Source organism: Ramlibacter sp. 2FC (assembly GCF_005503345.1).
In the GTDB taxonomy this organism is placed as follows: Bacteria; Pseudomonadota; Gammaproteobacteria; order Burkholderiales; family Burkholderiaceae_C; genus SCMQ01.
Window position 1 is genome coordinate 50,407 of sequence record NZ_SCMM01000029.1, and the last position, 12,029, is coordinate 62,435.

13 protein-coding genes are annotated in these 12,029 nt (G+C 66.5%); 6 read left to right on the forward strand and 7 right to left on the reverse strand.

The window, feature by feature from the left end; genetic code table 11:
• Positions 1-104: 104 nt before the first annotated feature.
• The 7 genes from FFS10_RS13795 to FFS10_RS13820 form a co-directional block, all read right to left on the reverse strand.
• A complete protein-coding gene (locus FFS10_RS13795; RefSeq protein ID WP_137895043.1) occupies positions 105-824 on the reverse strand; it encodes a GIY-YIG nuclease family protein in 720 nt (239 codons plus the stop codon).
• Between the two features lie 72 nt (positions 825-896).
• Positions 897-1,280 carry a hypothetical protein gene (locus FFS10_RS13800; protein WP_137895044.1) on the reverse strand — a complete coding sequence of 128 codons (384 nt, stop codon included), beginning with the start codon at positions 1,278-1,280 and terminating at the stop codon, positions 897-899.
• A 122-nt stretch (positions 1,281-1,402) separates the two neighbouring features.
• Positions 1,403-1,621, reverse strand: a complete 219-nt coding sequence (locus FFS10_RS13805; protein ID WP_137895045.1) for a hypothetical protein — start codon at positions 1,619-1,621, stop codon at positions 1,403-1,405.
• A 129-nt stretch (positions 1,622-1,750) separates the two neighbouring features.
• A complete protein-coding gene (locus FFS10_RS22995) occupies positions 1,751-1,900 on the reverse strand; it encodes a hypothetical protein (RefSeq protein ID WP_171016162.1) in 150 nt (49 codons plus the stop codon).
• 378 nt (positions 1,901-2,278) lie between these two features.
• The gene (gene parC, locus FFS10_RS13810; RefSeq protein ID WP_137895046.1) at positions 2,279-4,636 is read right to left on the reverse strand and encodes a DNA topoisomerase IV subunit A; all 2,358 of its coding nucleotides are present in this window, start codon (positions 4,634-4,636) and stop codon (positions 2,279-2,281) included.
• A 19-nt stretch (positions 4,637-4,655) separates the two neighbouring features.
• Positions 4,656-4,925, reverse strand: coding sequence for a DUF1016 N-terminal domain-containing protein (locus FFS10_RS13815; RefSeq protein ID WP_249931293.1), 270 nt, complete (start codon positions 4,923-4,925; stop codon positions 4,656-4,658).
• A complete protein-coding gene (locus FFS10_RS13820) occupies positions 4,918-6,897 on the reverse strand; it encodes a DNA topoisomerase IV subunit B (protein WP_137895048.1) in 1,980 nt (659 codons plus the stop codon). Before FFS10_RS13820 ends, FFS10_RS13815 begins: the two co-directional genes overlap by 8 nt.
• A gap of 121 nt (positions 6,898-7,018) precedes the next feature.
• Here FFS10_RS13820 and FFS10_RS13825 point away from each other — a divergent pair, with 121 nt between their 5' ends.
• Genes FFS10_RS13825 through FFS10_RS13845 form a run of 6 tightly spaced genes read left to right on the forward strand, consistent with a single transcriptional unit; the run spans position 7,019 to position 11,827 of the window.
• On the forward strand, positions 7,019-8,251 hold the full coding sequence (locus tag FFS10_RS13825) for an MFS transporter (protein ID WP_137895049.1): 1,233 nt from the start codon (positions 7,019-7,021) through the stop codon (positions 8,249-8,251).
• Between the two features lie 2 nt (positions 8,252-8,253).
• Positions 8,254-8,382, forward strand: a complete 129-nt coding sequence (locus FFS10_RS23680) for a hypothetical protein (RefSeq protein WP_283957662.1) — start codon at positions 8,254-8,256, stop codon at positions 8,380-8,382.
• Positions 8,379-8,957: a class I SAM-dependent methyltransferase gene (locus FFS10_RS13830; protein ID WP_249931294.1), complete on the forward strand. Its 579-nt coding sequence runs from the start codon at positions 8,379-8,381 to the stop codon at positions 8,955-8,957. The genes FFS10_RS23680 and FFS10_RS13830 overlap by 4 nt, the downstream gene beginning before the upstream one ends.
• 53 nt (positions 8,958-9,010) lie before the next feature.
• Entirely contained in the window at positions 9,011-9,895 is an 885-nt protein-coding gene (gene dapA, locus FFS10_RS13835; protein WP_137895050.1) for a 4-hydroxy-tetrahydrodipicolinate synthase, read from the forward strand.
• A gap of 29 nt (positions 9,896-9,924) precedes the next feature.
• Positions 9,925-11,037 carry an NlpB/DapX family lipoprotein gene (gene bamC / locus FFS10_RS13840; protein WP_137895051.1) on the forward strand — a complete coding sequence of 371 codons (1,113 nt, stop codon included), beginning with the start codon at positions 9,925-9,927 and terminating at the stop codon, positions 11,035-11,037.
• A 13-nt stretch (positions 11,038-11,050) separates the two neighbouring features.
• On the forward strand, positions 11,051-11,827 hold the full coding sequence (locus FFS10_RS13845) for an MBL fold metallo-hydrolase (protein WP_137895052.1): 777 nt from the start codon (positions 11,051-11,053) through the stop codon (positions 11,825-11,827).
• Positions 11,828-12,029 lie beyond the last annotated feature (202 nt).

The following is a 12,029-nucleotide window of genomic DNA, read 5'->3' on the forward strand; positions in this document are numbered from 1 at the left end:
TGAAGATGCCGGACACGACTGCAGGTGTTTACCAACAGGCTACCCTATCGGTCAGTTTTTTGTCTTTGTGGTGGAGTCCATATATGAGATGTTAAACACATCGTTCACATGAACTTTCTGCGTTTAAAAACCCGCACATCTTCGGGTCGCAAAAGAAACCACTCCCCATTCGTCCGCCGGTCAGCGAAGCGAGCGTGCCAGTAGGCTTCGATACCTGATGGATCATCGGTACGAATGGCATGAACGACCTCGGGCTTTTCGGGCAATTCCAGGGCAATTTCTCGATGCCTTCTTGGCACCGCGAACGTCTTCCCGATCTTGAAATGCTTATCAAGCCTTAACATGTAGACGTAACCATCGCCTTGCTGTGCCACTTCACCGGCCAGCTCGGATTCAACGCTCGAGAATTTTACTTCGGGTAGTAAATCCAAAATGTCCGCATAGGCACTCCGTTTTTTTCCGAATTCACGGAGACGTCCGATCTTGGCGCTCTTGGTTCCCAACCGGTCAAACACGCCATGGTTCGGAAATTCCTTATCATTCACCCTGCGCATTTTTATTTCAGCCGCCGTAGGAAATCGGCCGCACGAGCGAGTAAGGTTGGCTAAGCACTCAAGCAGAAATTCTTCGGCGTGCGCCTCCTGCATTTTTCCCGGCGCAAAGCCTGCCTCGGAAACTGCTTCACCCCAACTGAGCCAAAATTTTCCGAGCCAGACTCCTTCTGTGATTCCGGTCAACTTCTCAAAGCGCGTCCGTCCAACGGCAACGCCACCGTTGGCCTCAGCGAGGCGACGGATCTCGGAAAGGATGGCGTTGCGATCCATGGCTAATGGGGCCCAAGAACAGGACGCCGCACAGCGGCGGGACGCCTTTGAGCGTCCACGTTGACTGACCTGTTAACTCTTCTTCGCACTCTTGTACACCTTAAGGGCTCGAAGGACACCAAGTGATTCACTTAGCTTTTCGAGCGAGACCGAGGCAGCCGCAGACTCCTTTACGTAGGCCTCCGCATTGCCCTTAATTTCGCTGAGCGCGTCACGCAATTCAACCAATTCTTCAAGGAACTGCAAATCAACTTCAGCCGAGACGAACTCGTGCCCGCAGCTCAGGCATTCTCGCCCTCGCTGGAAGAACTGTATGTCGTCATGCTTGATGTAGTACTTGCGCTGACCGTAGTCACTCGGGTTGTACGTCACTTGTGCGGCTGGCACGGCTTTGCACGTCGTAACCTCCTTGCACGAGGGACAGTACATGTCAGTGCCGCCTTTAGTCACGCGCATGTGCTCTCCTGAGGGTTAACGGCGCGAATAACCGGCGCGCTTAGCGTGTCCGGTTGATTTCTATGTCAGATCTCTACCAAGGCTCCAACAAATTAAGCAATGCAACTCTTAATTGGTCAAAACTAAAATTCAATAGCAAACGAAACATCTTTTGATTTATCTCTAAACACCTCAAGAGCAAACGGCATTGCCCAGGAGTATAAATCATGAATTGTATAATCTTTACCGGCAATGGCGCCCCCTGTAATAAGAGATTCCTCAATATTTTTCGCCATAACAAACACCAGATCTTCTAGTGTATCAGGGGCTGTTTTACCTATATCTCGAAGTAGCTTGCTCATATACCTCTCCTCTCAATTTCCAACGTTTGGAAAATGGGGGCACCCATTTTTTCATGCAGCCAACGACGCGGCAGATCATCCATCCACCCGGGCCGGACCAGTAGCAGGAAGGAAACTCAGTCTAAGTCGTCATCTTAAAGCTCCAGACCATCCCAAGTAGGCAGCGACGAACAAAAAGGTGGCCATCCACCAGAGGCCTCTTTTTTCAGAATCCTTCTCGGCAGCTGCCGCGCTTAAGAAGGAAACAAATACACCAATGATTAGAATCAACTCCATCATCCGCGCACTCCTGGTTTTAGCCGAGCGCGTGTATTCGCTTGACTCCGGCCGGCTAATGGGTGTCCCCATTTTTTCTGAAGAATCAACCTTACACTCTAACGAACAGCGTTTATCGGTCGCGAGACGACGTATGAACTAAGCATGGGACCTCCCTTTGCGGCCGATAAACCTTGTTGAACCGAGCCACGCGTGGCGACGGCGTGTTCTTGATGGGCAGTGTAAGTTTCATCCGCCGCCACGGGCAATGCAGGAGACCTGTCGCCCGGCCTATTGTGTGACCGCTGCAACACTTGCGCCAGTCAAACGGGCCGCAAGCGCCGCACACGGTGCGCCTGTGCAGAGCCCATGCGGCCAGGAACGGGGGCTGGGCCCAGCCAATCACTCCACCCGCACGATGCTGCTGGGCTTGAAGCCCAGGTCCGCCTGCTTGCCCTTGCGCCCCCGCGCCGCGCGTGCGTTGTTCAGGCTGCGGATCTCCAGCGTCTCCTCGCGCGGCTTGCCACCGCGGCCTATGCCTTCGATCTTCACGCTGCGCGTGTAGGCGGCGGCGCCGGCCAGTTGGTCCTTGGCCTCGAGGTCGATCAGCATGAGGCCGCGGCCGCCGTTGGCCATGGGCTTGAGCTCGCCGATCTCGAAGGTCAGGATGCGGCCGCCGGCCGAGGCGCAGGCCACATGGGTGGCCGGGACATGCAGCGCGGAAGGCGCCGCGCCCGCCGGCGGCGGCACGTTGGCCGGCGAGGGCCGGCACACGGTGTCGCCCGCGTTGCAGCTGATGAAGGCCTTGCCGCCCTTTTGGCGCGAGAGCATGTTCTCGACCGTGGCCAGGAAGCCGTAGCCGGCCGAGGTGGAAAGCAGCAGCCAGGCATTGTGCGGGCCGGCGAAGTAATGCGCCAGCTGGGTGCCCGATTCGAGCTCGATCAGCGTGGTCACGGGCTGGCCGTCGCCGCGCGCGCCGGGCAGGCTGGCCACCGGCACCGAGTAGACGCGGCCGTTGCTGCCGAACACCAGCAGCTGGTCCACGGTGCGGCACTCGAAGGTACCGTACAGTCCGTCGCCGGCCTTGAAGGCGAAGCTCGCGGCCTCGTGGCCATGGCCCTGGCGCGCGCGCACCCAGCCCTTTTGCGACACCACCACGGTGACCGGCTCGTCGACCACCTTGACCTCGGCCACGGCCTTCTTCTCGGCCTGGATCAGGGTGCGGCGCGCGTCGGCGAACTGCTTGGCGTCCTGCTCGATCTCCTTGACCATGAGGCGGCGCAGCGCTGCCGGGCTGCCCAGGATCTCCTGGAGCCGGCCCTGCTCCTCGCGCAGCTCCTTGAGCTCCTGCTCGATCTTGATCGCCTCCAGGCGCGCCAGCTGGCGCAGGCGGATCTCGAGGATGTCCTCGGCCTGGCGCTCCGACAGGTTGAAGCGGGCCATCAGCGCGGCCTTGGGCTCGTCGCTCTGGCGGATGATGGCGATCACCTCGTCGATGTTGAGCAGCACCAGCTGCCGGCCCTCGAGGATGTGGATGCGGTCCAGCACCTTTTGCAGCCGGTGCTGAGAGCGCCTTGTGATCGTGGTCTGGCGGAAGGCGATCCACTCGGTCAGCATCTGGCGCAGCGACTTCTGCACCGGCCGGCCATCCAGGCCGACCATGGTCAGGTTGATCGGCGCCGAGGTCTCCAGGCTGGTGTGGGCCAAGAGCGCGGTGATCAGCTCCTGCTGTTCGATGCGGCTGGTCTTGGGCTCGAACACCAGGCGCACCGCCGCGTCCTTGCTCGATTCGTCGCGCACCAGGTCGAGCACGGACAGCACGCTGGCCTTGAGCTGGGTCTGCTCCTGGCTCAGCGCCTTCTTGCCGGCCTTGACCTTGGGGTTGGTCAGCTCCTCGATCTCCTCGAGCACCTTCTGCGAGCTCACGCCGGGCGGCAGCTCGGTGACGACCAGCTGCCACTGGCCGCGCGCCAGGTCCTCGATCTTCCAGCGCGCGCGCAGCTTGAGCGAGCCGCGGCCGCCGCGGTAGGCCTCGGCGATGTCGGCCGCCGGGCTGATGATCTGGCCGCCGCCCGGGTAGTCGGGGCCGGGGATCAGGGCGAACAGCTCCTCGTCGGACAGCTGCGGGGTCTTGATCAGCGCCACGCAGGCGTCGGCGATCTCGCGCAGGTTGTGGCTGGGGATCTCGGTGGCCAGGCCCACGGCGATGCCGCTGGCGCCATTGAGCAGCGCGAACGGCAGTCGCGCCGGCAGCTGGCGCGGCTCTTCGGTCGAGCCGTCGTAGTTGGGCACGAAGTCCACCGTGCCCTCGTCGATCTCGTCGAGCAGCAGGCTGGTGATCCTGGCCAGGCGCGCCTCGGTGTAGCGCATGGCGGCCGCGCCGTCGCCGTCGCGGCTGCCGAAGTTGCCCTGGCCGTCGATCAGCGGGTAGCGCTGGGCGAAGTCCTGGGCCATGCGCACCAGCGCGTCGTAGGCGGCCTGGTCGCCATGCGGGTGGAAGCGGCCCAGCACGTCGCCGACCACGCGCGCGCTCTTGACCGGCTTGGCGCCGCTGCTGCCCGAATAGCCCAGGCCCATGCGCGACATCGAATACAGGATGCGCCGCTGCACCGGCTTCTGGCCGTCGCAGACATCGGGCAGGGCCCGGCCCTTGACCACGCTGAGCGCGTATTCGAGGTAGGCCTGCTGGGCGTAAGTAGCAAGGCTGAGGGCGTCGTCGCCGGCCGGGTCGGCCGTGAGATCGAGGGTCGGTAGGTCCATCGTGAAAAGTCTGGTTCAGCTATGAAAGTAACAGGTAAGCAGCACCCACCCGCAACAGCAGGCGGTAGTGCGTCCAGCTCAATTCGTGGCGCAGTGCGTCACATTTCGGAAACGCTTGATAAAACAGACGCATGTAGCGCAGGTTGGAGGCATCGAAGCCCTTGCCGAACTCCTGCGACAAGGCCTGCCCCAGCTGCGGCAGCAAGCGCTTGCCATGCGCCGCCCTGGCCCGGCCGCCCTGCTCGAACTCCACGATATGCCGGCCGGACTGTTGGTCACGATCAAACATCGACTTCCACCGCATCGCCGTGCAGTTCCATCAACTCGCGGCGCGCCGCGGCCTCGCCCTTGCCCATGAGCTTGGTGATCAGGCCTTCAGTCTGCGCGAAGTCGAAACTGCCCAGCTGCACCGGCAGCAGGCGGCGCGTGTCGGGGTTCAGCGTGGTGTCCCACAGCTGCTCGGCGCTCATCTCGCCCAGGCCCTTGAAGCGGCTGATGGTCCAGGCGCCTTCGCGCACGCCGTCCTTGCGCAGCTTGTCCAGGATGGCGGTGAGCTCGCCCTCGTCGAGCGCATAGACCTTGGAGGCCGGCTTCTTGCCGCGCGCCGGCGCGTCGACGCGGAACAGCGGCGGGCGCGCCACGTACACGTTCCCCGCTTCGATCAGCTTGGGGAAGTGGCGGAAGAACAGCGTCAGCAGCAGCACCTGGATGTGCGAGCCGTCCACGTCGGCGTCCGACAGGATGCAGACCTTGCCGTAGCGCAGGCCCGAGAGGTCCGGGCTGTCGTTCGGGCCATGCGGGTCGACGCCTATGGCCACGGCGATGTCGTGGATCTCGTTGTTGGCGAACAGGCGGTCGCGCTCGACCTCCCAGGTGTTGAGCACCTTGCCGCGCAGCGGCAGGATGGCCTGGCATTCCTTGTCGCGACCCATCTTGGCGCTGCCGCCGGCGGAGTCGCCCTCGACCAGGAACACCTCGTTGTGCGAGATGTCGCGGCTCTCGCAGTCGGTCAGCTTGCCCGGCAGCACGGCCACGCCCGAGCCCTTGCGCTTCTCGACCTTCTGGCCGGCCTTCTGGCGCGTCTGCGCCGCCTTGATCGCCAGCTCGGCCAGCTTCTTGCCGTAGTCCACATGCTGGTTGAGCCAGAGCTCGAGCGCGGGGCGCACGAAGCTCGAGACCAGGCGCACCGCATCGCGCGAGTTCAGCCGCTCCTTGATCTGGCCCTGGAACTGCGGGTCGAGCACCTTGGCCGAGAGCACGTAGCTGGCGCGCGCGAACACGTCCTCGGGCAGCAGCTTGACGCCCTTGGGCAGCAGGCTGTGCAGCTCGATGAAGCTCTTGACGGCGTTGAACAGGCCGTCGCGCAGGCCGCTGTCGTGCGTGCCGCCGGCGCTGGTCGGGATCAGGTTGACGTAGCTCTCGCGCACCGGCTGGCCTTCCTCGGTGAAGGCCACGGCCCAGGCCGCGCCCTCGCCTTCGGCGAAGCTGTCGTTCTGCCCATCGGCATAGCCCTCGCCCTCGAACAGCGGGATCACCGGGTCGGCGCTGAGCGTCTGCATCAGGTAGTCGCGCAGGCCGCCCTTGTACTGCCAGGTCTGGGTCTCGCGGGTCTTCTCGTTGGAAAGCGAGACCGAGACGCCGGGCATCAGCACGGCCTTGCTGCGCAGCAGGTGGGTGAGCTCGCCCATGGGCAGGGCGGCCGATTCGAAGTACTTGGGATCGGGCCAGACGCGCACCGTCGTACCCTGGCGGCGGTCGCCCTCGCCGTTGGGGCGCGTGACCAGGGGCTCGACCACGTCGCCGCCCGCGAACACCAGGCGCGCGACCTGGCCCTCGCGGTGGCTGCTGGCTTCCAGGCGCAGGGCCAGGGCGTTGGTCACCGAGACGCCCACGCCGTGCAGGCCGCCCGAGAAGCTGTAGGCCCCGCCCTTGCCCTTGTCGAACTTGCCGCCGGCATGCAGGCGGGTGAACACCAGCTCGATCACCGGCGCCTTCTCCTCGGGGTGCAGGCCGAAGGGGATGCCGCGGCCGTCGTCCTCCACGCTGACCGAACCGTCGACATGCAGCGTGACCTTGATCTTCTTGCCATGGCCGGCCAGGGCCTCGTCGGCCGCGTTGTCCAGCACTTCCTGGATGATGTGCAGCGGGTTGTCGGTGCGGGTGTACATGCCCGGACGCTGCTTGACCGGCTCCAGCCCCTTGAGGACGCGGATGGAGCCTTCTGAATACTCGGAGGGTTGGAGGGCGGGGTTCGTTGCCATGGTGGCGGATTGTAGTGGCTAGCACGCCCCGCCACTGGATGCAATTACAGGCAAATCGCGTCGCCGGGAGGCCCCGGCCGCGGCGACTGCAGACCCGGGCCGAATTCGCTAAAGTCGTAGGATGACTTTCGCCAAGAAAAACCTGACCATGGCCCAGGTGCTGGCCTGCGGCGCCGCCATCGTCACCCTGTCCATGGGCGTGCGCCACGGCTTCGGCCTCTGGTTGCAGCCCGTCACCCAGGCCCAGGGCTGGACACGCGAGACCTTCGCCTTCGCGATGGCGATCCAGAACCTGAGCTGGGGCTTGGCCGGCATCTTCGCCGGCATGCTGGCCGACCGCTTCGGCGCCGCCCGCGTCATCGTCGGCGGCGCCTTGCTCTACGCCCTGGGCCTGCTGGGCATGGCTTACTCGCCCACGCCGCTGCTGTTCGCCGCCACGGCCGGCGTGCTGATCGGCATGGCCCAGGCCGGCACGACCTATGCCGTGATCTACGGCGTGATCGGCCGCAACGTGCCGGCCGAGCGGCGCTCCTGGGCCATGGGCATCGCGGCGGCGGCCGGCTCCTTCGGCCAGTTCCTGATGGTGCCGGTGGAGGGCTTCCTGATCGGCGGCTTCGGCTGGCAGCAGGCGCTGGTGATCCTGGGGCTGGCGGCCCTGCTGATGGTGCCGCTGGCCTGGGGACTGCGCGAGCCGGGCTTCCATGGCGGCGCCCTGCCGCAGCGCGACCAGACCATCGCCCAGGCGCTGCGCGAGGCCTTCCGCTACCCGAGCTTCCAGCTGCTGATGGCCGGCTACTTCGTGTGCGGCTTCCAGGTCGTGTTCATCGGCGTGCACATGCCCAGCTACCTCAAGGATCACGGCCTGTCGCCCCAGGTCGCGAGTTTCTCGCTGGCCCTGATCGGCCTGTTCAACGTCTTCGGCACCTATGCCGCCGGCATGCTGGGCCAGCGCCTGGCCAAGAGCCGGATCCTGGCCTTCATCTACCTGGCGCGCGCGGTGGCGATCTCGGCCTTCCTGCTGGCGCCGCTGTCGCCCGCCAGCGTCTACCTGTTCTCGGCCGTCATGGGCCTGCTGTGGCTGTCCACCGTGCCGCCGACCAATGCGGTGGTGGCGCAGATCTTCGGCATCCAGCACCTGTCCATGCTGAGCGGCTTCGTGTTCTTCAGCCACCAGATCGGCAGCTTCATGGGCGTGTGGCTGGGCGGCTACCTGTACGACCGCACCGGCAGCTACGACATCGTCTGGTACATCGCGATCGCGCTCGGCGTGTTCGCCGCCCTGGTGAACCTGCCGGTCAAGGAGGGCGCGATCCCGCGCCGCGCCCACCACCCGTCCAGGGCCCAGGCCGCCTGAACATGAAGACCTCTGCCCGCAAATTCCTGTGGCATGGCGCGGCGCTGGCGCTGCTGCTGGCCGTGTTCGCGCTCTACGCGCGGCCGGACTTCCTGGTGACCCTGGCGGACCAGCTGTGGAGCTGCTTTTGAGCGCCGCACCGAACCCCGTGGCGGTCGCGCATGGCGCCGAGGCCCCCTCGGCCTGGGTGCAGCGCTGGTCGCCGCTGGTGCGCCCGGGCGGCACGGTGCTCGACCTGGCCTGCGGCCTGGGCCGCCACATGCGCTGGTTCGCCGGGCGCGGTCATCCGGTGACCGGCGTGGACCGCTCGCCCGAGGCCATCGCGGCCGTGGCGCCGCTGGGCCGGGCCCTGTGCGCCGACATCGAGGACGGCCCCTGGCCGCTTCCCGGTGAGCGATTCGACGCCGTGATCGTGACCAACTACCTGTGGCGGCCGCTGCTGCCCCGGCTGCTGGACAGCCTGGCGCCGGGCGGCGTGCTGATCTACGAGACCTTCGCGGCCGGCAACGAGACCGTGGGCAAGCCCTCGCGACCCGACTTCCTGCTGCAGGCCGGCGAGCTGCTGCGCGTCTGCCAGGGCCTGCGCTTGGTGGCCTACGAGGACGGCTTCCTGGACGCGCCGCCGCGCTTCGTGCAGCGCATCGCCGCCGTGCGAGAAGTTCCCGCGGTGCCGCCGGACGCCGCACCGCCGCGCTACCCGCTTTAGGCGCCTGCCGGGCTCCTAGTTAGAATGCTTTTTTCCCGTCAGAGAACACGGACATGACACCCATTACTGGCAGCATCGTGGCGCTCGCCACGCCCATGCACGAGGACGGCAGCGTCGACTATCCGCACCTGCGCAAGCTGATCGACTGGCACATCGCCGAAGGCACGGACTGCATAGGCGTCGTGGGCACCACGGGCGAGTCGCCCACGGTCAACGTCGACGAGCACTGCGAGATCATCCGCGTCTCGGTCGAGCAGGCCAAGGGCCGCGTGCCCATCATGGCCGGCTGCGGCGCCAACAGCACGTCCGAGGCCATCGAGCTCGCCAGGTTCGCCAAGAAGGTCGGCGCCGACTGCCAGCTGCAGGTCGTCCCCTACTACAACAAGCCGACCCAGGAAGGCCAGTACCAGCACTTCAAGGCCATCGCCGAGGCCGTTGGCGACCTGCCGATCATCCTGTACAACGTGCCCGGCCGCACCGTGGCGGACATGCTGCCCGACACCGTGCTGCGCCTGGCGCAAGTGCCCGGCATCGTCGGCATCAAGGAAGCCACGGGCAACATCGAGCGCGCCCAGTGGCTGATCCGCGAAGCCCCGAAGGACTTCGCCATCTACTCGGGTGACGACCCCACGGCGGTGGCGCTGATGCTCTGCGGCGGCCAGGGCAACGTGAGCGTCACGGCCAACGTCGCACCCCGGCTGATGCACGAGCTGTGCGTGGCGGCGATCGCCGGCGACGTCAAGCGCGCGATGGCCATCCAGTTCCAGCTGATGCCGCTGCACAAGCAGCTGTTCGTGGAAGCCAACCCGATCCCGCTGAAGTGGGCCATGGCACGCATGGGGCTGTGCGGCCCCACCATGCGCCTGCCCATGACGCCGCTGTCGCCGGCCAACGAGCCCGTCGTCGAAGCGGCGCTGCGCGCCAGCGGCCTGCTCTGAACCCCTCGCCACCGAACCCCAAGAGAAACATGCACGTGAATGACATTGCACGACTGAGCCGCCGGCTCGGCTGGCTCGGCCTGACCCTGGCGCTGGGCGCCTGCACGGTCCTGGAGGGCGACCGGATCGACTACAAGAGCGCGGGCAAGGGCCCTTCGCTGGAGGTGCCGCCCGACCTCAGCCAGCTGTCCAAGGATGCGCGCTACACCGTGGCCGGCAGCGGCAGCGTCACGGCCAGCAGCTACCAGGGGGCCCAGGCCGCCAGCCCGGCGGTGCCCACGGCCGCCGCCAGCGTGGGCGACGTGCGCATCGAGCGCGCCGGCAACCAGCGCTGGCTGGTGGTCAACCGCCCGGCCGACCAGCTCTGGGGACCGGTGCGCGACTTCTGGCAGGAAAACGGCTTCCTGCTCACCATCGACCAGGCCAATCTCGGCATCATGGAAACCGACTGGGCCGAGAACCGCGCCAAGCTGCCGCAGGATTTCATCCGCAGCACGCTGGGCAAGGTGCTGGACTCGCTCTACTCCACCGGCGAGCGCGACAAGTTCCGCACCCGCCTCGAGCGCGGCGCCTCCGGCGCCACCGAGATCTACATCAGCCACCGCGGCATGATCGAGTCCCTGACGGGCACCCGGCTCGAAGGCCAGAACGCGGTCTGGCAGCCGCGCCCGGCCGACCCCGAGCTCGAGGCCGAATTCCTGCGCCGCCTGATGGTCAAGCTCGGCGTGTCGCAGGAGCAGTCCAAGACCGTGGTGGCCGCGGCGGGGACGGTCAAGCCGGCGGCCCGCGTGACCAAGGTGGACAGCCAGCCCGTGGCCCAGCTGGACGAGGACTTCGACCGCGCCTGGCGCCGCGTCGGCCTGGCGCTGGACCGCACCGGCTTCACCGTCGAGGACCGCGACCGCAGCCAGGGCACCTATTTCGTGCGCTACGTCGAGCCCAACGCCGACAAGAAGGAGCCCGGCTTGTTCGGCAAGCTGTTCGGCGGCGCCGCGCCGACCCCGGCCCCGCTCAAGTACCGCATCGTGGTGCGCGGCCAGGGTGGCAGCAGCACGGTGTCCGTGCTCAACGCCAACGGCGCGCCCGAGACCTCGGCCAGCGCGCAGCGCATCGTCCAGGTCATCGCCGACGAGCTCAAGTAAGCCGTCTCGCGCCATGCTGCGCTTTCGCAGCCTGGGCAGCGGCAGCTCGGGCAACGCCACGCTGGTCGAAGCGCGCGGCAGCACGGGCCGGACCAGGCTGCTGGTCGATTGCGGCCTGGGCCTGCGCGAGCTCGATGCCCGGCTGGCCCGGGCCGGCCTGCAGGCCAGCGAGCTGCAGGCCATCTTCATCACCCACGAGCATGGCGACCACATCGGCTGCGCCCGCGCGCTGGCGCTGCGCGAGCGGCTGCCGGTCTGGATGAGCCAGGGCACGCACCAGGCGCTGGGCGGGCCCGACTTCGACGGCCTGCTGCAGTTCGCACGCGACACCCAGACCATCGCCATCGGGGACCTGGAGCTCATGCCCTTCACCGTGCCGCACGATGCCCGTGAGCCCTTGCAGCTGCGCTGCAGCGACGGCGCCGCGCACCTGGGCCTGCTGACCGACCTGGGACACGCCACGCCCCATGTGCTGGCCCAGCTGGCCGGCTGCCAGGCCCTGCTGCTCGAATGCAACCACGACCCGGATCTGCTGGCCGCGTCGCGCTACCCGCCCTTCCTCAAGCGGCGTGTCGGCGGCCGGCATGGCCACCTGGCGAACGCGGAGGCGGCAGCGATACTCGAGGCCCTGCGGCACGACGGCCTGCTCCAGGTCGTGGCGGCACACCTGAGCGAGCGCAACAACCAGCCCGCGCTGGCCCAGGCGGCCCTGGCCGGCGTGCTGGGCTGCGCGCAGGAGGACATCGTGGTGGCGCAGCCCGAGGCAGGCACCGGCTGGCTGCAGGCCTGAGAACGCCAGCCGGGCCAGGGCGACACCGGCCCGGGCGTTCGGGCATAAAAAAAGCCACCTTGCGGTGGCTTCGAAGCTTCGCTGGAAGCGATTACTTCTTGACGGCGTCGGCAGCGGCCTTGGCAGCGTCGGCGGCGGCACCAGCGGCAGCGTCCGAAGCAGCGGCGGCGGGAGCGGAAGCGGCCTCAGCGGGGGCCGGAGC